This window comes from Azospirillum sp. B21 (genome assembly GCF_008364825.1).
GTDB lineage: Bacteria > Pseudomonadota > Alphaproteobacteria > Azospirillales > Azospirillaceae > Azospirillum.
The window spans coordinates 19127-38632 of record NZ_VTTO01000015.1 but is presented as its reverse complement, the minus strand read 5'-3'; the positions used below and the strand labels follow the sequence as shown (position 1 = coordinate 38632).

The 19506-nt window shown below is 67.8% G+C and carries 19 protein-coding genes; 14 read left to right on the top strand and 5 right to left on the bottom strand.

Annotated features, from left to right (window positions below; all coding sequences use genetic code 11):
* Positions 1–61: 61 nt before the first annotated feature.
* Positions 62–901 (bottom strand): transporter substrate-binding domain-containing protein, encoded by an 840-nt coding sequence (locus tag FZ983_RS26135; RefSeq protein WP_149226890.1) that lies wholly within the window; start codon positions 899–901, stop codon positions 62–64.
* A gap of 73 nt (positions 902–974) precedes the next feature.
* The gene (locus FZ983_RS26130; RefSeq protein ID WP_149226888.1) at positions 975–1946 is read right to left on the bottom strand and encodes an amino acid ABC transporter permease; all 972 of its coding nucleotides are present in this window, start codon (positions 1944–1946) and stop codon (positions 975–977) included.
* A gap of 307 nt (positions 1947–2253) precedes the next feature.
* On the opposite strand from FZ983_RS26130, the gene FZ983_RS26125 reads away from it, so the two are divergent.
* From FZ983_RS26125 to FZ983_RS26065, 14 genes are all read left to right on the top strand, one after another.
* A complete protein-coding gene (locus FZ983_RS26125) occupies positions 2254–2751 on the top strand; it encodes a ferritin-like domain-containing protein (protein WP_149226886.1) in 498 nt (165 codons plus the stop codon).
* A 74-nt stretch (positions 2752–2825) separates the two neighbouring features.
* Positions 2826–2978, top strand: a complete 153-nt coding sequence (locus FZ983_RS34315; RefSeq protein WP_188092514.1) for a hypothetical protein — start codon at positions 2826–2828, stop codon at positions 2976–2978.
* Positions 2972–3622: a DedA family protein gene (locus tag FZ983_RS26120; protein ID WP_149226884.1), complete on the top strand. Its 651-nt coding sequence runs from the start codon at positions 2972–2974 to the stop codon at positions 3620–3622. Before FZ983_RS34315 ends, FZ983_RS26120 begins: the two co-directional genes overlap by 7 nt.
* Before the next feature lie 350 nt (positions 3623–3972).
* Positions 3973–4848 carry an AraC family transcriptional regulator gene (locus FZ983_RS26115; RefSeq protein WP_149226882.1) on the top strand — a complete coding sequence of 292 codons (876 nt, stop codon included), beginning with the start codon at positions 3973–3975 and terminating at the stop codon, positions 4846–4848.
* A gap of 120 nt (positions 4849–4968) precedes the next feature.
* Entirely contained in the window at positions 4969–8010 is a 3042-nt protein-coding gene (locus FZ983_RS26110; RefSeq protein WP_149226880.1) for a molybdopterin cofactor-binding domain-containing protein, read from the top strand.
* Positions 8007–8843 (top strand): FAD binding domain-containing protein, encoded by an 837-nt coding sequence (locus tag FZ983_RS26105; RefSeq protein WP_149226878.1) that lies wholly within the window; start codon positions 8007–8009, stop codon positions 8841–8843. Before FZ983_RS26110 ends, FZ983_RS26105 begins: the two co-directional genes overlap by 4 nt.
* Entirely contained in the window at positions 8831–9361 is a 531-nt protein-coding gene (locus FZ983_RS26100; protein ID WP_149226876.1) for a (2Fe-2S)-binding protein, read from the top strand. The genes FZ983_RS26105 and FZ983_RS26100 overlap by 13 nt, the downstream gene beginning before the upstream one ends.
* Positions 9354–10922 carry an AMP-binding protein gene (locus tag FZ983_RS26095; RefSeq protein ID WP_149226874.1) on the top strand — a complete coding sequence of 523 codons (1569 nt, stop codon included), beginning with the start codon at positions 9354–9356 and terminating at the stop codon, positions 10920–10922. Before FZ983_RS26100 ends, FZ983_RS26095 begins: the two co-directional genes overlap by 8 nt.
* Positions 10923–10951: 29 nt before the next feature.
* A complete protein-coding gene (locus tag FZ983_RS26090) occupies positions 10952–11761 on the top strand; it encodes an enoyl-CoA hydratase-related protein (protein ID WP_247883985.1) in 810 nt (269 codons plus the stop codon).
* Positions 11762–11819: 58 nt separating this feature from the next.
* Positions 11820–13004 carry an ABC transporter substrate-binding protein gene (locus FZ983_RS26085; protein WP_149226870.1) on the top strand — a complete coding sequence of 395 codons (1185 nt, stop codon included), beginning with the start codon at positions 11820–11822 and terminating at the stop codon, positions 13002–13004.
* Positions 13005–13031: 27 nt separating this feature from the next.
* A complete protein-coding gene (locus FZ983_RS26080; protein ID WP_149226868.1) occupies positions 13032–13925 on the top strand; it encodes a branched-chain amino acid ABC transporter permease in 894 nt (297 codons plus the stop codon).
* Entirely contained in the window at positions 13918–14961 is a 1044-nt protein-coding gene (locus tag FZ983_RS26075) for a branched-chain amino acid ABC transporter permease (protein ID WP_149226866.1), read from the top strand. Before FZ983_RS26080 ends, FZ983_RS26075 begins: the two co-directional genes overlap by 8 nt.
* Positions 14958–15740: an ABC transporter ATP-binding protein gene (locus FZ983_RS26070; RefSeq protein WP_247883984.1), complete on the top strand. Its 783-nt coding sequence runs from the start codon at positions 14958–14960 to the stop codon at positions 15738–15740. Before FZ983_RS26075 ends, FZ983_RS26070 begins: the two co-directional genes overlap by 4 nt.
* Before the next feature lie 5 nt (positions 15741–15745).
* A complete protein-coding gene (locus tag FZ983_RS26065) occupies positions 15746–16453 on the top strand; it encodes an ABC transporter ATP-binding protein (protein ID WP_149226864.1) in 708 nt (235 codons plus the stop codon).
* Positions 16454–16481: 28 nt separating this feature from the next.
* Here FZ983_RS26065 and FZ983_RS26060 read toward each other — a convergent pair whose 3' ends face one another.
* The 3 genes from FZ983_RS26060 to FZ983_RS26050 all read right to left on the bottom strand — a co-directional run bounded on the left by FZ983_RS26060 (position 16482) and on the right by FZ983_RS26050 (position 19461).
* Positions 16482–17234 carry a DUF2279 domain-containing protein gene (locus FZ983_RS26060; protein WP_188092513.1) on the bottom strand — a complete coding sequence of 251 codons (753 nt, stop codon included), beginning with the start codon at positions 17232–17234 and terminating at the stop codon, positions 16482–16484.
* Between the two features lie 332 nt (positions 17235–17566).
* Positions 17567–18952, bottom strand: a complete 1386-nt coding sequence (locus tag FZ983_RS26055) for a tripartite tricarboxylate transporter permease (RefSeq protein ID WP_149226859.1) — start codon at positions 18950–18952, stop codon at positions 17567–17569.
* Positions 18952–19461, bottom strand: a complete 510-nt coding sequence (locus tag FZ983_RS26050) for a hypothetical protein (protein ID WP_211102992.1) — start codon at positions 19459–19461, stop codon at positions 18952–18954. Before FZ983_RS26050 ends, FZ983_RS26055 begins: the two co-directional genes overlap by 1 nt.
* Positions 19462–19506: the final 45 nt, after the last annotated feature.

The following is a 19506-nucleotide window of genomic DNA, read 5'->3' as shown; positions in this document are numbered from 1 at the left end:
GGTGTCGGGTTTTCGGGAGGCCGGCCGCCGGGAATGCCGGGGCGGCCGACCTCCAGCGGCGTCATTTGGCGACGGTGTAGTCGATGCCGTACCATTTCTCCGACAGCGACTTCAGCGTGCCGTCCGCCTTCAGGGCGGCCACGATCTCCGTCAGCTTGGCGTTCAGCTCCGCGTCACCCTTGTCGATGGCGATGGCCAGCGGCTCGTGATAGGCCGGTTTGTCGTTGATGGCGCGGATCGGATAGCCGCGCTTTACCGCCGCCTCGACGGTCGGCAGGGCGGAGACGATGGCGTCCACCCGCACGCCGTCGCCTAGCCGCAGGTCGTCCAGCGGCCCGACGCTGTCGCCGTAGGTCTTGACGCTGCCGGGCTTCACGTCGGCCGTGAAGTCGGGGACGCCGACGGCGTCGATCTTCAGCTTTCCGTTGATGTAATCCTCGGAGGTCGTGCCGCCTTCGACCCCGACGGTCTTGCCGTTCAGCGCCGCGCGGCTGTCCAGCTTCGATGTCTTGTGAACGGCGAAGACATAGGGCGTGTAGTAATAGATCGCCGGGAAGTCGAGAACACGGGTCCGCCCGGTCGTCGGCGTCATCGAACCGACGGAGACGTCCCAGCGGCCGTTCCAGTTGCCGGCGGTGATGATGCCCCATTCCGGCGTGATGAAGCGGGCCTTGGCGCCCAGCCGCTTGGCGATCTCCTTGGCCACCTCGACGTCGAAACCGTCAAGCTGGTTGTCCTTGTTCATGAAGGATTGCGGCGGCCAGTTGGCGGCGGTCGCCACCACCATCTCCTTTTTCTGCGTGATGCGGTCCAGCGTGGCGCCTGCAGTGGCGGCACCGGTGGAAATCGCGAGTGCGCCGATGGCGGCGGCGCCGAGGCACAGGGATTTGAGCAGGCTCATGGACGGTCTCCTGACGTGAGGGGAAGCCTTGGCGTTCGGACGATGTGATTTCTTGGGATGAGAGCGGACCGGCTCAGTGGCGGTGGCCGCGCGCCAGACGGCGCTCCAGCCGGGCCTGCAGCTGCTCCAGGACGATGGAGATCAGCCAATAGAGGGCGGCGGCGGTGATCAGCATTTCCAGGTGGCGGAACTCGTCGCGGCCCTGGGTGCGGGCGAGGAACATCAATTCCCACACGCCGATCACCGAGACGAGCGAGCTGTCCTTCAGCATGGCGATGAACTGGTTGCCGGTCGGCGGGATGATCAGGCGCAGGGATTGCGGCAGGATGATCAGCACCAGCGTGTGCATCGGCCCGAAGCCCAGCGCGCGCGCGGCCTCCCACTGGCCCTTGGGGATGCTCATGATGCCCGCGCGGAAGATCTCCGTCATATAGGCGCCGTAGCACAGCGACAGCGCCGCCACGCCGGCCGGAATCGCCCCGATGACGTAGCCGAGCTGCGGAATGCCGAGATAGATCAGGTAGATCTGGATCAGCAGCGGCACGCCGCGGAAGAAGGACGTGTAGAAGGACGAGATAGCGATGGCGAAGCCATTGTCCGACAGCCTGGCGATGGCGCCGACCATGGCCAGCACGAAGGCGATGGCGATGGAAATCGCCGAGATGTACAGCGTCGTGGCGACGCCCTGGGTGATCAGGAACGACAGCTTGCCCAGGATGAAGCTGTAGGACAGGTCGAAACTGTAGAAGAAGACCAGGAACAGGCTGAGCACTTCCAGCCAGACGGCGGCGACCTGCAGCCGAAGGCTGAGCCGGCCGAGAAGATGGACGTTCAGCGTGAGGATCAGCGCAAGGCCGAGAGCGGCCCAGACGGTCACCAGCGCTTCGCCGCCCGGCAGGGCCGCGGTGACCGGCGCGAAGGCGGCGGCAAGGCCGGTGTGCCCGATGCCGCCAAGGATGCCGGCCGCTGTGATGGCGAGCGCCAGCACGCCCAGGAACCACGCCTTGTTCGTCAATCTGTCCCGGCGCACATGGTCATGGTACATGCCTGCGTCTTTCCCTTCCGTGCGTTTCACCCACAGTCCGTCCATCAGCCTGTACCGGCTGTGCGGCGGGCGGTATCCGGCAATCCGCCGGCTTTGGCGGTAAATTGCGGAAAACTGCCGGGTGAGACCCTGCGTTACGACGGCTGGACCCGCCGGATTGAGGGCGGTGGGGCGAGCGGGCGTGCCGCATCCTAGCCCTGCCGACAGCCAATTCGAGGGGGCCCGCATTGAATGTGCCGCTCCCCTGTTGAGGCTATGGCGCCCTTGCCAACCGCACTCACCGGAATCAGCAGTCAGGAGCACCAGCATGTCCAAGGAAGCATTGAAGGATCTCCTCATCGAGGAGCTTCAGGACGCATACAGTTCCGAGACCCAGATCCTCGAGGCGCTGCCCGCGATGGCGGAAGCGGCCTCGTCTCCTCAGTTGAAGCAGGCGTTCCAGACCCATCTCCAGGAGACCGATGGGCAGGTCAAGCGGCTGGAGCGAATCTTCCAGATCCTCCAGGCCGATCCGGCGGGCAACACCTGCGAAGCGACCCAGGGTCTGATCGAGGAAGCCGAGGAGATTATGGACCAGGGCCTTTCGCCGGAGGTTCTCGATGTCGCCCTGATCATGGCCGCCCAAAAGGTTGAGCATTACGAGATTGCCAGCTACGGCTCCCTCAGGACTTTGGCGGAGACGTGCGGAATGACGGACATCGCCAAGCTGCTCGATGAGACTCTCAGCGAGGAGAAGGCGACGGACGAGAAGCTGACCCAGCTTGCCGAGGGCGAGGTCAATCAGCGCGCCTTCAAGGCGGCCTGACCAGTGTGGGTGGCGGCCGTGCCCGATGCGCGGCCGCCGCTTGCTTCGATTGCCCCGCATGCGATAAACCGGGCATGATCGCGTTTTGGAACTTCGGCAGCTTCACCGACTTGGAAAAGGACTTGGAAAAGGACGTGGCGCTTCTCATGACCGACCTGCATCGACGGCTCGTCGTCAGCCAGCGTCCTGCGAGGATCGAGACGACGCGGGCGCAAACACCTTGCTGACGGGACTGCCGGATTTCGCAGCCCAGGGGGCCGCTGTCGCCGCCTTCATCGAAACGCATGCGGACTGGGCGGAAGCCATCATCTTCCTGATGGCGTTTGCAGAGGGGCTGACGCTCGTCGGGCTTCTCATTCCCGGCGTCGTCATGCTGACCGCGGCCGGCGCGCTCGTAGGCGCGGGCGTTCTCGATTTCTGGTCGGTCTATCTGGCGATCACGGGTGGTGCCATCCTGGGGGACGCGACCTCCTATTGGCTGGGCCGCCGCTATGGCGAGCGCATGTTCCGGATATGGCCGTTAAGCAGGCAGCCCGAACTGCGCCGCCGTGGCGAAACCTTCTTCCAGCGCCATGGAAGCAAGAGCGTGTTCCTGGCGCGCTTCATCGGCCCGTTGCGCGCGGTGGTGCCGACGACGGCCGGCATGATGGCGATGCCCCATCGGAAATTTCAGACCTTCAACGTCCTGTCGGCGGTGATCTGGGCTCCGCTGCTGATGTCGCCGGGCCATCTTGCCTGGACCGGCTATGACCTGAGCGGAATAGGCATCCGCACCGCACCGCCCGCTGACGGCGCTGCGGGACAGGGCGCGGCAAAATCCTGTGCGCCCGCTCCACCCGTCGCCGGGCTGCCGGAAAGAGCGGGCTGTTGAGCCCCGTCCTCGGCCTCATGACGACGTCCGTCCGGCCCACTCCGCCGGGCTTCCTGACGCAGGGTAAGCCCTAATCGCGCACACCGGGGGCGTGGGCTACTTTGGCGTGTCCCGCCGTTCCTGGGGATGTTCGGCAAGTGTGTCCGTAGCTTGTTGAAGGTCCCTTAAACGGCGGGGCGCCCTCGTGATCATTTGATGCTGCCTTTTGTGGCGCTGCCGGCAGCCGCAAGTCCAACGGTTCCTGTCCGATGGATCTGGTAAAGGCGCGCATTGACGATTAGCTTGTCAAACAAATGGTCGAAGAGCGTCCCGGTGGCCGATGGCCGCGGGCGTGTTGAAAGGGACGGGCCATGTCGAAAGCGATGCGCATCCATCAGGGAGGCTTCGGCCGCGTCGCCCTGCTGGACATGGACAATGCGCTGATTCACCACGCGCATCCCCATTGCCATGTGCTGATCAAGGCGTCCGGCGCCGACACGCGCTTTGCGGTGGGGGACCGGCTCTACCCGCTTCGCGACGACACCGCGGTGCTGGTCAACAGCTGGGAGGCCCATTCCTACGCCCATCAGCCGGGCGCCCCGCGCACCGTGATCCTGGCGCTGTACATCGAGCCGCGCTGGCTCGGCGCCATGCAGCGGGAACTCAACGCCAGCGGCAATCCCGGCTTCTTCGCGCAGTCCTGCGGCGAGCTGACGCCGTACATCCGCCGGCTGGCCGACCGTATGGCGGCGGAACTGCTGTATGACGACCCGTCGGGCGAACGGATGGAGGAGGCGCTGTTCGACCTGATGATCGCCATCATCGACCGCTTCTCCGAATGGCGGAGGCTGGGCGGCGCGCGCTGTGCCGCCCCGGCGGCCGGCGACTTTCGCATCCGTCAGGCCATCCGTTTCATGCGGGGGACCCTGGGCGAGGACTTCGACGCCGGCCGGGTTGCCGCCGCCGCCGGACTGTCGCGCGCCCACATGTTCCGGCTGTTCCAGCAGACGATGGCGATCACCCCGGCGCTCTATTTCAACGTCCTGCGGATGGAGGCGGCGATCGACGCCATGGCCGCCGGGCTGGAAAGCGCGACCGAGGTGTCCGGCCGGCTCGGCTTCTCGGCGCCCAGCCATTTCAGCCGCTTCTTCCGCAACCACCAGGGCGTGACGCCCACCGAATACCGCCGTGTCGTCAATCTGGTGGACCGACCCGCCGGGAGGCCGCCCGAGGCCGGGCATGCGTGAAAATGAGACGTGCGAAAATGAGACGCGCGAAAATGAGACTCTAGGGTAAATCGCGACACTCCACGGTAAAAGCTTTGCTTGGCGAACGGTCTAGTCTCCTCCGGTAACGGGAGGATGACGATGACCGCCACGCAGACCGCCACGCGGACCATTGAACTTGAAGGCGATCCGGCGCAGTCCGCGGCGGCCCCGTTCGTCGGCCGCGCGATGCCGCGGGTGGAGGATGCGGCGCTGCTGACCGGCGTCGCCCGCTATGCCGACGATCTGCCGGTGAAGCCCGGCACCCTGCACGCGGCGATCCTGCGTTCGCCCCACGCCCATGCCGATCTGCTGGGCATCGACACAGCCGCCGCCCTGACGGTTCCCGGCGTCGCCGCCGTGGTGACCGGGGCGGACGCCAAGCGCCTTGCCAGCGCCTTCCTAGTCGGCATCCGTGCGCCGATGGAGCATTGGTGCCTCGCCATCGACCGCGTGCGCCATGTCGGCGAACCGGTGGCGGTGGTGCTGGCCGACAGCCGCTATCAGGCCGAGGACGCGCTCGACCGGATCGAGGTGCGCTATCGCCCGTTGCCGCCTGTGACCTCGATCACCCAGGCGCTGGAGGAGGGATCGGAGCCGCTGCATCCGGCGGTCGGCTCCAACCTCGTCAACAGCCGCAGCTTCCGTTACGGCAATCCCGAGGCCGCCTTCGCCCGTGCCGCCCGCACCGTGTCGGTCGAGGTCGAGTATCCCCGCAATTCCTGCACCCCGATGGAATGCTTCGTCGTGCTGGCCGACTACGACGCCGCCGAGGATTCCTACGAGGTGCTGTCGAACTTCTCCGGCCCCTTCGCCGTCCATCCGGTGATGGCCCGTGCGCTGAACGTGCCGGGATCGCGGCTGCGGCTGAAGACGCCACCCCATTCCGGCGGCAGCTTCGGCAACAAGCAGGCGGTGTTCCCCTATGTCGTGCTGATGGGGCTGTGCGCCCGCGTCGCCGGGCGTCCGGTCAAATGGGTGGAGGATCGGCTGGAGCATCTGATGGCCGCCACCTCCGCCACCGCGCGCCGCATGCGCATCGACGCGGCGGTTGAGCCGGACGGCCGGGTGCTGGCTCTGCGGATGGAGCAGACCGAGGATTGCGGCGCCTATCTGCGGGCGCCGGAACCGGCCTCGCTCTACCGCAACCACGGCAACCTGACCGGCGCCTACGATATTCCCGATCTGGCGGTGACCAACCGCATCGTCGTCACCAACAAGACGCCGACCGGCCTCAACCGCGGCTTCGGCGGCGGGCAGCTCTATTACGGGCTGGAGCGGCTGATGAACCGGGTGGCGGCGGAGCTGGGGCTCGATCCGCTGGACATCATCCGCCGCAATTTGGTGGCGGCCGAGGCCATGCCCTACCGCACCGCGTCGGGCGGGACGCTCGACAGCGGCGACTACCGTGCGACGCTGGAACAGGCGGTGCGCGAGGGTGCGCTCGACGCGCTGAAGGCGCGGCGCGACGCGCTGCGGGCGGAGGGGCGGCTCTATGGCATCGGCTACGCCGCGGTGGTCGAGCCGTCGATCTCCAACATGGGCTACATCACCACCGTCCTGACCGCCGAGGAGCGGCGCAAGGCCGGGCCGAAGAACGGCGCGCAGGCGACCGCCAGCGTCGCGGTCGATCCCACCGGCGGCGTGTCGGTGACGGTGGCCTCCGCCCCGCAGGGGCAGGGGCACCGCACCGTGCTGGCCCAGGTGGTCGCCGACGTTTTCGGCCTGCGCTTCGAGGACATCCGGGTCAACACCGACCTCGACACCGGCAAGGATGCTTGGTCGATCGCGTCGGGCAACTATTCCAGCCGCTTCGCCGGGGCGGTGGCGGGTGCGGCGCAGGTGGCGGCGACCCGGCTGCGCGGCCGCATGGCGGCGCTGGTCGCCGGGCAGCTCAACTGCCGGGCCGACGATGTGCGGTTTGCTGCCGGCAAGGTGTTCTCCGACGCCAATCCCGACAACAGCCTGTCCTTCTCCCGCGTCGCCGCCGCCGGCCATTGGGCGCCAGGCATGTTGCCGGACGGGCAGGAGGCGGCTCTGCGCGAGACCGCCTTCTGGACACCGGAGCCGCTGAAGGCGCCGACCGATGCCGACCACATCAACAGTTCCGCCTGCTACGGCTTCATCTTCGATTTCTGCGGGGTCGAGATCGACCGGACGACGGGGGCGCTGCGGATCGACCGTTACGTCACCATGCACGACGCCGGCAGGCTGCTGAACCCGCTGCTGGTGGAGGGCCAGATTCTGGGCGGCTTCGCCCATGCCGTCGGCACTGCGCTTTACGAAGAGTACGCCTACGGCGACGATGGCCGGTTCCTGTCCGGCACCTTCGCCGATTATCTGGTGCCGACCGCCTGCGAGGTGCCGGTCCCCGTCATCCTCCATCGCGAAAGCCCGTCGCCGGTGACGCCGCTCGGCGCCAAGGGGGTGGGGGAGGGCAACTGCATGAGCACCCCGGTCTGCCTCGCCAACGCGGTGGCGGACGCCCTGTCCGGCATAGCTGTTGATGAGGTGCCGTCCTTGCCGATCACCCCGGCCAAGCTGGCGGCGCTGATCCATCCGCCGGAGCCGCCGCGTCCGGCCTCTACCGCCGGTTCCGGAGAAAATCCGCCGCCGATCACCACTCCGGCCGGGCGCGGCCTGACCGGTGAAGGCAGCCGCGAAGTGCCGGCCACGCCGGAACAGGTCTGGGCCATTCTGCTCGATCCCATGGAGTTGGCGGCGCTGCTGCCCGGCTGCGAGGCGTTGGAGCTCGTCGGTCCCAACGCCTACCGGGCGGAGGTGGTGGTCGGAATCGGACCAGTGCGCGGCCGTTATACCGCGGAGGTCGCCTTGTCCGACCTCGACCCGCCCAACGCGCTGACCCTGACCGGCAGCGGCACCAGCGCGCTGGGATCGGGCAGCGGCACGGGACATGTCACGCTGGAACGCACGCCCACCGGCACGCGCGTCACCTACCGCTACGGCGCGTCGGTCGGCGGCAAGGTCGCCGCGGTCGGCGGACGGATGCTCGACAGCGCGTCGCGCCTGCTGATCGGCCAGTTCTTCGAAAAGCTGGTCGCCCGTGCCGGCGGCGCTGCTGCCCCGGCCGAACGCCCGTCACTTCTGGCGCGTCTGCTGCGCCTTCTGGGGGTCGCCCGATGAAACCCGCGTCTTTCGACTATCTGCGGCCGGCGACCGTCGCCGACGCGCTGGCAGCGCTGGCGGCGGGGGGCGAGGACGCCCGCGTGATTGCCGGCGGCCAGTCGCTGATGCCGATGCTGAACATGCGGCTGGTCCAGCCGCGCCTGCTGATCGACCTCGGCCGGCTGGAGGAACTGCGCATGCTGCGGGCCGAGGACGGCTGGCTGACCGTCGGCGCCGCCGTTACCCAGGCCGAGGTGCTGGCCCGCCCGACCCTGGCGCAGGAGGTGCCGCTGCTGGCCGCCGCCCTGCCGTGGGTCGGCCATTTCCAGACCCGCAACCGCGGCACGCTCTGCGGCTCCGTCGCCCATGCCGATCCCAGCGCCGAGACGCCGCTCTGTCTGATTGCCACGGGTGGCGAGGTGGTGCTGCGCAACCTGCGCCGCCGCCGGACCGTCGCCGCCGCCGATTTCTTCCTGGGGCCGCTGACCACGGTGAAGGCGGTGGACGAGATCGTCGAATGCGTCCGCTTTCCGCTTGCCCGGCCGGGCAGCGGCCACGCCTTCCGCGAGCAGTCGATGCGGCACGGCGATTTCGCCATCACCGCCTGCGCTGCCACCGTGGATGGACAGTCCGCCAGCCTCGCCGTCGGAGGGGTGGCTGACCGGCCGGCCCTGCGGTCCTGGCCGCTGGTTGCCGGCGGTCTGCCACCGGATCTCGACGAGGCGCTGAACGCCTTCGCCTGGGATCTCGGCGGCGACGACGACCAGCATGCCACCGCGCGCTACCGCCGCGACCTCGTCCGCCGGATCGGCCGCACCGTCCTTGAGGAAGCCCTGTCATGCCGCCGCTGAACTCCACATCGCCGCTGACGGCGGAGACGCGCCACGCCGTCTCCATCGTCCTGAACGGCACGCCGCGCACCGGCCATGCACATCCGCGCCTGCTGCTGAGCGATTTCCTGCGCCACGAGTTGGGCGCCCACGGCACCCGCGTCGGCTGCGAGCATGGCGTCTGCGGCGCCTGTACCGTCCGCATCGACGGCGTGGCCGCCCGCGCCTGCCTGATGCTGGCGGTGCAGGCCGATGGCCGCCGTATCGACACCGTCGAAGGGCTGGCGCAGGCCAACGAGGGGCGGATGACCGCGCTTCAGGAGGCGTTCCGCCGGCACCACGCCCTGCAATGCGGCTTCTGCACGGCCGGCATCCTGATGTCGCTGACCGACTACCTGGGCCGCAATCCCAAGCCAACCGAAGAGGAGCTACGCGACATGCTGAGCGGCCATCTTTGCCGCTGCACCGGCTATGCCGGCATCGTCCGCGCCGTGATGGACGTTACCGGCCGGACGATGAAGGAGGCCGCCCATGTTTGACCTCGGCCGCAGCATCCTGGCCAGCGCGGAGCGCAGCCCCGACGCGCTCGCTATCGTCGACGGCGACCTGCGGCTGACCTACGCGCAATGGCTGGAGCGCATCCGCCGGCTGGTCGGCGCCTTCGACCGGCTCGGCCTGCATCCCGGCGACCGCATCGCCACCGCGTTGCAGAACAGCTGGGAGATGGCGACCCTCCATTGGGCCTGCCAGCTGGCCGGCATCGCGGTCGTGCCGCTGAACTGGCGGGTGAAGGCCGACGAGCTGGACTATTGCCTGCCCAACGCCGACGTGCGCGTCCTGTTCTATCAGGAGGTATCGGCCGACGCCGTCCGGGACTCCGCCGCGGCGCGGGTACTGCCCCGCATTGCTGTTGGAAGTGGCGACGACGCCGACCACCGCTTCGTCGACCTGCTGGAAAGCGAGCCGGCTCAAGCGCACCCCCGCGCCACCGCCGAGGATGTCTCGCTGTTCCTCTACACCTCCGGCACCACCGGCAAGCCCAAGGGCGTGCCTCGCCGCCACCGGACGGAGCGCGCCGCCGCCGTCGCCCATGTCGCGCAGAACTGCTACTGCCGGGGCGAGCGCACGCTGGGGGTGATGCCGCTCTACCACACGATGGGGGTACGGTCCCTGCTGGCGATGGCGCTGATCGACGGCTGTTTCGTCTGCCTGCCGCGCTTCGATACGGCCCGCGCGCTGGAGCTGATCGCGGCGGAACGCCTGACCTGCCTCTATCTCGTGCCGACGCTGTACCACGACCTGCTGGCCGATCCGAATTTCGCGCAAACCGACGTGTCTTCGGTGCGCAAGCTGGGCTTTGCCGGGGCGTCGATGACCGACGGCCTGCTGAAGCGGCTGGACGCCGCCTTCCGGCCCGAGCTGTTCGTCAACCATTACGGTTCGTCCGAGATCTACACCTTCACCATCGACCAGAACGCGCCGGCCAAGCCGGGGTCTGCCGGCAAGGCGGCGCTGAACCAGCGCATCCGCATCGTCCGCCTCGGCAGTTTCGATCCCGACGAGCGGGCCGCCGTCGGGGAGGAGGGGCAGATCGCCGCCGATCTGTCCGGCGACGAAGCGTTCGAAGGCTATTGGAAGCGGCCGGACGCCGATGCCAAGGCGCTGCATGCCGGCTGGTACTTCACCGGCGACATCGGCTTCCTCGACGCCGACGGCGACCTCTTCGTCACCGGCCGGGTCGACGACATGATCATCACCGGCGGCGAGAACGTCTCGCCGGTCGAGATCGAAAGCGTGCTGTCGCTGCATGACGGCGTGCTGGAGGTCGCGGTCGCGGGCCTGCCCGACGAGCGCTGGGGTCAGCGGGTCGTCGCCTTCGTCAAGCGCGCCCGCGGTGTCGAGGAGGCGGATCTCGACGACCATTGCCGCACCTCCGGCCTCGCCAACTTCAAACGCCCGCGCGAGTACGTCTTCCTCGACGAAATCCCGAAATCGCCGGTCGGCAAAATCCTGCGCCGCAAGCTCCAGGCCGGCGAATTCGCGCTCGAACAAAGCTCAACCGAAAACAGCCCAACCGAACACAGCCCGGCCGCCTCCTGAACCCGGTCCCATCCATGGAGTTTCCAATCGTGACCCCCTACCGTTTCGACAGCACCGACCGCCTGCTCGCCAACCTCGACGGTTTCCGCGTGGAGATCGATGAGGCGAAGGAGCGCGCCGACATCGTGCTGCATCGTCCGCCCTTCAACATCGTCAGCATGCTCCAGCGCGACCAGTTCGCCGCCGTGTTCGCGGCGCTCGACCGTGATCACAGGGTGCGGGTGATCGTCCTGCGCGCCGAGGGAGAGAATTTCTCATCCGGCGGCAACATCGCCGGCTTCATGGAGATGCCGGCGGAACATGTGTCCGAACTGGCCGTCAACATCGCCGCCCCCGAACGCTGCCGCAAGCCGGTGATCGCCCAGGTCCGCGGCTATTGCTTCGGCGTCGGCTTCGAGCTGTCGCTGGCCTGCGATTTCCGCATCGCGTCGGAAACCGCGCAGTTCGCCCTGCCGGAGATGCGCATCGGCATGATCCCCGGTTCCGGCGGGTCGGCCCGCCTGCTGCACATGATCGGCATCTGCCGCACCAAGGACATGGTGATGCGGGCGAGGCGCATCTCCGGCCGTCAGGCCGCCGACTGGGGCTTCGTCACCGACTGCGTCGCCGACGCCGAACTGGAAGCGACGGTCGCCGCACTGGTCGACGAGCTGCGCGGCTTCTCGCCGCTGGCCCAGCGCACGATCAAGGGCGTGCTGAACAGCGGCAACAACGTCTCGGTCGACGGCGCCATCGAGATCGAGGGGCAGGCCTACGGCCGCCTGCGCGGTTCGGAGGACTTCAAGGAGGGCGTCGCCTCCTTCCACGAGAAGCGCAAGCCCGTCTTCAAGGGGATCTGACCGACGCTTCCAAGCACGGGCAACAAAGCACGGACACCATAGGGAGGAACCAAAAATCATGACCAAGACAACGCTTCTCGGCACCGCCGCGCTCGTCCTGCTAGGACTCGCCGGCGGCGCGTCCGCCGCCGATCCGATCCGCATCGGGGTGGTGACCCCGCTATCGGGCACTTATGCGCCGATCGGCCAGCAGGTCCGCTGGGGGCTGGAGTTGGCGACGAAGGAGGTCAACGCCGCCGGCGGCATCATGGGGCGTCAGATCGAGCTGCTGTTCGAGGACGAGGAGGCCAATCCCGCCGTCGCCACCCAGAAGGCGGAGAAGCTGTTCCAGGTCAACAAGGTCGATTTCCTGACCGGCACGGTCAATTCCGGCTCCACCCTGGCGGTCGGGCAGTTGGCGGAGCGCAATGGCCGGCTGATTGCCACCACCGTCTCCTTCTCCGACGCAATCACCACCGACAAATGCTCGCCCAACGTCTTCCGTGTGAATGCGCGGGCGGGGCAGCAGTCGGCGGCGCTGGCGGAATGGCTGGCCAAGGACAAGCCGAAGGCCAAGGTCTATTATCTCGGCCCCGACTACGAAATGGGCCGCTCGACCGTCGCGGCCTTCAAGGCGGCGGCGGAGAAGACCGGCGCGCAATCGACCGGCGAGGTGTTCGCGCCGCTCGGCAGCAAGGATTACTCGCAGTATTTCGGCCAGCTCCGCGCCGCGCGGCCCAGCGTGCTCTACACCTCCACCGCCGGCAACGACACCGTGCGCCTGCTGACGCAGATGAGCGAATACGGGCTGCTGCGCAACCTGACCATCGTCGGCGCGTCGGGCACCGTGACCGCCCAGAACATCGGCGCTATCGGCAAGGCGGCCGACGGCTTCGTCACCGGCGTCGGCTATTCGGCGGAACTCGACACGCCCGAGAACAAGGCCTTCGTCGCCGCCTTCCGCAAGGCCTACGACACCGCACCCGACCTCTACGGCGCCGACAGCTACGGCCTGATCGGCTTCTTCAAGGCCGCGGTGGAGAAGGCCGGCGGCACCGACACCGACCCGCTGCGCAAGGCGATGGAGGGCCTGAGCTGGAACACGCCGCAGGGCACCAAGACCATGCGGGCCGGCGACCATCAGGCGGTCCAGGACATGTATGCCGTGCGCATCGCGGCGGACGGCGGCAGCAACCGCTTCGATGTGGTCGGCACCGTTCCGGGCGACGCGGCCATCGGGCCGGACCAGTGCACCCGCTTCTGAGGAACCGCTTCCAGGGAGCCGACGGCCATGGCCGAACTCATCGACTATCTGCAATTCGTCCTGGCACCGCAGGCGCTGAACGGTCTCTCGCTCGGGGTTGCCGTCGTCCTGATGGCGCTGGGACTGACCATCATCTTCGGGCTGCTGGACGTCATCAACATGGCCCATGGCGAGTTCTACGCCATGGGCGCCTTCCTGGCGCTGACCCTGGCCGGGCTGGGGGTGGGCTTCTGGGCGCTGCTGGTGCTGGTGCCGCTGCTGATGCTGCCCATCGGCTGGCTGGCCGAGCGCTGGCTGATCGAGCGGGTCTTCCACAGTCGCGACCGCCACATCCTGACTCTGCTGCTGACCTTCGGGCTGGGGATGATCCTGGAGGATGTGCTGAAGCTGGTCTACGGCCCCAACACCCTGCGGCCCGACAACCCGATCGAGGGCGGCACCGAGATCCTCGGCATGTTCCTGCCGAACTACCGCCTGTTCCTGATCGGCTTCGGCCTTGCGCTGATCGCTGTGGTCTGGCTGGTGGTCTTCCGCACCGGGCTGGGCGCCATGGTGCGGGCGGCCGCCTTCGACAAGGACATGGCCTCGTCGCTGGGCGTGCCGGTGCGCCGGGTCTATGCCGGCACCTTTGCCTTCGGCGTCGCCCTTGCCGCGCTGTCCGGCGTGCTGCTGGCGCCGATCTACTCCGTGTTCCCCACCATGGGGCGCGACTTCATCCTGATGGCCTTCACGGTGGTGATCGTCGGCGGCATGGGCTCGATCCAAGGGGCGGTGATCGCCGGCCTGCTGCTGACTCAGGTGCAGGCGCTGTCCAGCCTCTACATCTCGCCGGTCTGGTCGGACCCGCTGGTGTTTGGGATCATGGTGCTGGTGCTGATGGTCCGGCCGCAGGGCCTGTTCGGGAGGCTTGGACATGCATGAGGCCACCACGTTGCGCACCCTGTCCGACCCCGGCCGCGCCGGGCCGGCTTCCCGGCTTTCCCGTCTGGCTCCGGTCCATTGGCTGGCGCTGGCCTTCCTGGCGGTGGCATTGGGCTTCGCCGCCGTCGCCTGGGCGACCGGCAACGGCTTCTACCTGCGTCTGGCGACCGAGGCGCTGATCTTCGCCGGGCTGGCGATGAGCGTCGACCTGCTGCTGGGCTATACCGGCCTGCTGTCGCTGGGGCAGGCGCTGTATTTCGGGCTGGGGGCCTATGTCTCCGCACTCGTCCTGCGCGACGTTTCTCCCAGCTTCTGGCTGGCGATGGGGGCGGCCCTGCTGTCGGGCGTCCTGGCGGGCCTGATCGGCGGCGTCATCGCCAACCGGGTGAAGGGCGTCTATTTCGCCCTCATCACCTTCGGGCTGGCCCAGGTCGCGGCCAAGTCCGTCTACAACACCCATGCGCTGGGCGCCTCGGACGGGCTGATCGGCATCCCGCAGATCCAGGTCGGCTTCGGACCGTTCAGCCTCGACACCGCCGACCCGCTGTCCTTCTTCCTGCTGGTGCTGGCCCTGACCGTCGCGGCTTATGCCGGACTGGCCTATCTGATGGACGCGCCCTTCGGCCGGACCCTGGCCGCCATCCGCGCCAACGAGAGGCGCGTGCCGTTCCTGGGATTCAACGCCTGGCGCTACAAGTTGGCGGTCTATGTGCTGGCCGCCTGCGTCGCGGCGCTGGCGGGGGCGCTCTACCCGATGCTGCGCGGCTTCGTCTCGCCGGAACTGATGTTCTTCGAGACCTCCGGCAATGCCGTCATCACCGTCATCGTCGGCGGCGTCGGCACGCTGGTCGGGCCGGTGGTGGGCAGCCTGCTGCTGACCGCCCTGCGCTCCGTCGTCGGTTCCTGGACCGAGCATCACCTGATCGTCGTGGGGGTCATCTTCATGCTGTCCGTCATTTTCCTGCGCAAAGGGTTGGTCGGCGCCCTGCTGGCCCGCCTCAGCCGCCGCAATGGGCAGGGGAGGTCGACGCCATGATGGCATCCCCCCTCAAGACCGCGGCGGCCGGTGCGCGCGGAGCGTGCGCGCTGGGCGTGCACGGCCTGTCGGTGAATTTCGGCGGGCTCCAGGCGGTGGCGGGCGTCGGCTTCGAGGCAGCCGCCGGACGGATCACCTCGGTCATCGGTCCCAACGGGGCGGGCAAGAGCACGTTGTTCAACCTGATCAGCGGCGCCATCCGCCCCACCGGCGGCCGGGTGACGCTGGACGGCGCCGACGTCACCGGGTACTCGCCCGACCGGCTGCTCGCCGCCGGGCTGGCCCGGTCCTTCCAGATCACCAACCTGTTCTTCGAACTGCCGGTCCTGGAAAACCTGCGGATCGCGGCACAGGTGTTGGAACGGCCCTGGCACGCGCTGCGTCCGGTCGGCCACAGCCGCCGGGCGCTGTCCAAGGCGGAAGCGCTGCTGGAACGGTTCGGCCTGTCGGCGAAGGCGGGGGAGCTTGCCGGCAACCTGTCGCACGGCGAGCAGCGGCGGCTGGAGATCGCGGTGGCGCTGGCCGCCGAACCGCGGGTGCTGCTGCTGGACGAGCCGACCCAGGGCATGAGCCACGGCGACACGGCCGACACCGGCGCCCTGATCCGCTCGCTGGCCGGCGACCTGACCGTGCTGCTGATCGAACACGATATCGGGCTGGTGATGAGCCTGTCGGACCATGTCGTCGTGATGGCCCAGGGCCGGAAGATCGCCGAGGGACCGCCGGCCGCGGTGCGCGCCGATCCCGCCGTACAGGCCGCCTATTTCGGACACGGGTGAAACCCATGCTTTCCATCGAGAATCTGCACGCGCATTACGGCCTCAGCCACGTCCTGCAAGGGGTGTCCCTGCAGGCCGGTCCAGGCGAGGTGGTCGGGCTGTTCGGCCGCAACGGCGTCGGCAAGACCACCATCCTGAAGTCCATCGCCGGCTGGGTGCCGGCCAGTTCCGGGACGATCCGGTTCGGCGGCGCTGATCTGGCCGGGCAGACCCCCGACGCGATCGCCCGCCTTGGGCTCGGGCTGGTGCCGGAGGATCGCCGCATCTTCCCCGGTCTCAGCGTCGAGGAGAATTTGCGGCTGGGGCTGCACCAATGTCCCGGCCGCGCCCGTCAGGACAACGAGCGGGCGATCGGACAGGCCTTCGCCCGCTTTCCGCGGCTGGCCGAACGGCGGCGGCAGCTCGGCACCACGCTGTCCGGCGGCGAACAGCAGATGCTGGCGATGGCCCGCGTGATGGTGGGCACCGCCAAGCTGCTGCTGATCGACGAGCCGACGGAAGGTCTGGCCCCGATGATCGTCGACGAGATCTTCGGGATCATCACGGAGCTGAAGCGGGCGGGACTGACCATCCTGCTGGTGGAGCAGAACATCCACCGTGCGCTGGACGTCGCTGACCGGTTCTACGCGGTGGAACGGGGACGCATCACGCTTCAGGGCGAAGCGGCCTCGTCCGCCGACCGTGCCCGGTTGATGGAGATGGTTGCCGTATGATCCGCTCGCCGATGGTCATCAGGTGCGATCAGCGGCGGTCGAAGTTGCGATCTACGCTGACATAGCTGTATGGCGCCTGGACGTAGTTCAAAACGCCACCGGTGTCGACATAGGGGGACAGGAGTTTGGTCAGATTGAGCCCGACACCGATGTAGAAGTGCCGTTCGCGTCGGTCGGAGGCAGCCGTGCCGGAATAGCTGTCATAGTTGCGGGCGTAGTAGCCGACGTGGAGTTCCAGATGGCGCAGCAGCGGGTCGGTGACCGCTTCGAACCCATCGGCCTTGACGGCGATAAGGTACTTCAGGCGCTGGTAGTCGGTGGTTACGTCGAACTGCCGCTTGCCGCGGGGGAATGGATCGTATTCGGCGCGGAAGTCGAATTTCCGTTTGATCTCGGGATACTCCCACAATGCATAGCCGAGCGCCGCCCCGGCCGTGTTGAACAGCATGTCCTGGTAGGAGAAGCCGTAATCGTCGCTGAAAGCGTCTCCGATCTCGATCGCCGTCATGACGCCGAGGGACGAGAAGGCTCCGTAGCGGGCCGCGTCCGTCCGTCCATAGCCGAACCGCTCGTAGCTGTGGGCGAACAGGTGGCTCAGCGCATAGCCCGACCAGGCATGGCCCAGCTTGTCGGCGCCGCCCTCGCCGGTGGTGCGGCCGAACCAACCCTCATCCTGAAATCTGGGACCGCCCGAGCCCCAATCCCATGACCATGTGCCCCAGCCCAATGCCACCGCGCCGACCCCCAGGTTCAACCAGAGAGCCTTGTCCGCGCGGGTCATTTCCGCAGACGAAGCCCATCCGGATTGGCAAACGAGGACAAGCGCGAATAGAAATCGAGCCAGATGTCTCATTCCGCCTCACACGAAAAGAGGGCCGAGTTCCGGGAGCGGCTCAAAGAGGATTGCCGCGGAAGCCGGATGTTTGATCCTGGCGGCCGCGGCATCGATTATAACAGGATTGTCTGAATGTCCCTGGCGGGCCAATGCTCATTTGTGTCCGGATTGGCGCGAAAAGAGGCATCACTTAGTACAGTGTATTCCGAGATGCCTCATTAGGGATGGTGTGCAGCGCACCGGCACCGGCGTCTGCCGTTGAGCCAAATCCGCAGGATTCAGACCCCCAGCAGCTTGGTGAGGGCGGGGACCGTAAGGACGGCGGTGTAGTAGCCCATGAACTGGACCCCGGTGTTGAAGCCCAGCGTCCGGTAGAGCAGCCCGCCCACCAGACCGATCGCCAGGATCACCAGCAGGCCCATCAGCCCGCCTTCCCACACGCCGATGACGAGGATCAGGCCGGAGAAGGTGGCGATGATCGCCTCGTGGCTCAGCCGGCGGGCAACCAGGGCCGCGGCACTGCGGGCATAATTCATCGCGAAGGGGTAGGAGACCAGCGCAGCCAGGACGACCGCCAGCAGGCCGTAGCCTAGGAATTCCCAACTGGTCATCAGGTTGTGCAGGTTGTTGACCTGCCCGGTCGCGGCATCGACGGTGAAACGTGGCGGCGCGTTGAACAGGGGCGCGGCAGGGCCGGCGGCGACGGGACTCAGCGGCAGGCCGAAGGCGATCAGCGGGATCAGCGCCTCGGCGATGTAGGTCGATTCCGTGACGCCGTTGCGCGCGGTCAGCACCGTCGTCATGCGATGGTAGACATGGCGGACGCGCGAGCCCACCACCTCGCCGAGCAGAACGGTCATGGCGACCGGGCTGAACACGAAGGTGGCGCTGGAGACGGCGGCGGTGCCCAGCGTCCAGCGCAGTTGGGAGGCATCCAGAACCTTGAAGGGGTTCGGGAAATAGCCGCCCCAACTCTTGACGTCGGGAGCGAGCGCGAAGCTGCGCACCTTGTCGCGGGCGATCCGCTTGCGGTCGACCGGCGACAGCACGGAGAAGAGGTCGGCCACCAGCGGACCGATGGCGATGCCCAGGAAATAGCTGATGCTCAGCTTCACGCCGAACTTTGCGGTCAGCCCCTGCAGCGCCACGATCACCAGCACGAAGGGGAACAGCGCGACGACCGAGGCCCAGCGCCCGGCGGAGAAATAGGCGATGATCACCGCCGCGGCGACGAAGATCCAGGGTGCAGCCTTGGTGATGGCCGGTCCGAATGGAGCCAGCAGCACGGCGAACAGCACCGCCAGCGGAACGGAGACGAAGGCGGCGATGATGGCGCCGGACACCATCTTGCGCAGGGCGATGTGCGGCACTCCGAGATTGCGCAGGACACCGGCCTGCTGCATCAGCGGGATCGCCATGGTGTCGCCGGGGATGCCGAGCAGGGCGGTCGGCACCGCGTGGGTCATGTGCTTGGCAACCGCACTGGCGAGAAAGAAGGTGAAGACGCCGGCCGGCGGCACTCCCAGCAGGACGACCAGCAGGGTCAGCGGCGCAATGGTCGTGGTCTCGTCGGTGCCGGACACCAGCCCGATGGCGGCGAACAGCACGGCACCGAGCAGCCCCATTCCCGCCGCCCAGAGGATGTCGGAAAGAAGGAGTTCCATCACGCCCGCGCCTCCCGTGCCGCCGGTTCGGAGCGAAGGGCATCGGGGCTCTGGGACGGAACGCCGTGCAGAGCCGCCTTGCGGCCGGCAGCGTCCCTTCCGGCATCCTGGGCCGCTTCCTCGGCAGCGAACAGGTCGTAGAGCCCCATCTCCTTCAATTCGGCCACGGTCGGCGCGGGAAGGTCCGCGAGCCGGCCGAACCCGCCGGGTTCCGATCGCAGTTCGGCCATCAGCGTCTCCCGCCAAGCAGGATCGGCGGCACGGTCGATGACCTCCCGCTTGGGCGGGAACAGGCGGGCGCACACTGCGCCGGACACTAGGCATCCCGCCAGCCCGACCAGCATCGAATAGGCGCGCGCCATCTCCGGCGCGGCGACGAGGCCGGCCAGGATGCGGTTGGCCAGCAGAAAGGCGCCGAGGCTGATGGCGCAGCCGATCACCATCGCCCATCCGAGATGGACGCTGTCGACCGTGTCCCCCCAGACCTCAATCAATTGTCCCGTCTTCATTGCGTTTCCTCTTCATCGGGGGGCGGGGTCATGCCGCGGTGGAGC

Bases quoted from the DNA above. Each gene is read 5' to 3' on its own strand.
- FZ983_RS26135 (WP_149226890.1), bottom strand. From the start codon at position 901: ATGAGCCTGCTCAAATCCCTGTGCCTCGGCGCCGCCGCCATCGGCGCA.
- FZ983_RS26130 (WP_149226888.1), bottom strand. From the start codon at position 1,946: ATGTACCATGACCATGTGCGCCGGGACAGATTGACGAACAAGGCGTGG.
- FZ983_RS26125 (WP_149226886.1), top strand. From the start codon at position 2,254: ATGTCCAAGGAAGCATTGAAGGATCTCCTCATCGAGGAGCTTCAGGAC.
- FZ983_RS34315 (WP_188092514.1), top strand. From the start codon at position 2,826: ATGATCGCGTTTTGGAACTTCGGCAGCTTCACCGACTTGGAAAAGGAC.
- FZ983_RS26115 (WP_149226882.1), top strand. From the start codon at position 3,973: ATGTCGAAAGCGATGCGCATCCATCAGGGAGGCTTCGGCCGCGTCGCC.
- FZ983_RS26110 (WP_149226880.1), top strand. From the start codon at position 4,969: ATGACCGCCACGCAGACCGCCACGCGGACCATTGAACTTGAAGGCGAT.
- FZ983_RS26105 (WP_149226878.1), top strand. From the start codon at position 8,007: ATGAAACCCGCGTCTTTCGACTATCTGCGGCCGGCGACCGTCGCCGAC.
- FZ983_RS26100 (WP_149226876.1), top strand. From the start codon at position 8,831: ATGCCGCCGCTGAACTCCACATCGCCGCTGACGGCGGAGACGCGCCAC.
- FZ983_RS26095 (WP_149226874.1), top strand. From the start codon at position 9,354: ATGTTTGACCTCGGCCGCAGCATCCTGGCCAGCGCGGAGCGCAGCCCC.
- FZ983_RS26085 (WP_149226870.1), top strand. From the start codon at position 11,820: ATGACCAAGACAACGCTTCTCGGCACCGCCGCGCTCGTCCTGCTAGGA.
- FZ983_RS26080 (WP_149226868.1), top strand. From the start codon at position 13,032: ATGGCCGAACTCATCGACTATCTGCAATTCGTCCTGGCACCGCAGGCG.
- FZ983_RS26075 (WP_149226866.1), top strand. From the start codon at position 13,918: ATGCATGAGGCCACCACGTTGCGCACCCTGTCCGACCCCGGCCGCGCC.
- FZ983_RS26070 (WP_247883984.1), top strand. From the start codon at position 14,958: ATGATGGCATCCCCCCTCAAGACCGCGGCGGCCGGTGCGCGCGGAGCG.
- FZ983_RS26065 (WP_149226864.1), top strand. From the start codon at position 15,746: ATGCTTTCCATCGAGAATCTGCACGCGCATTACGGCCTCAGCCACGTC.
- FZ983_RS26060 (WP_188092513.1), bottom strand. From the start codon at position 17,234: ATGACCCGCGCGGACAAGGCTCTCTGGTTGAACCTGGGGGTCGGCGCG.
- FZ983_RS26055 (WP_149226859.1), bottom strand. From the start codon at position 18,952: ATGGAACTCCTTCTTTCCGACATCCTCTGGGCGGCGGGAATGGGGCTG.
- FZ983_RS26050 (WP_211102992.1), bottom strand. From the start codon at position 19,461: ATGAAGACGGGACAATTGATTGAGGTCTGGGGGGACACGGTCGACAGC.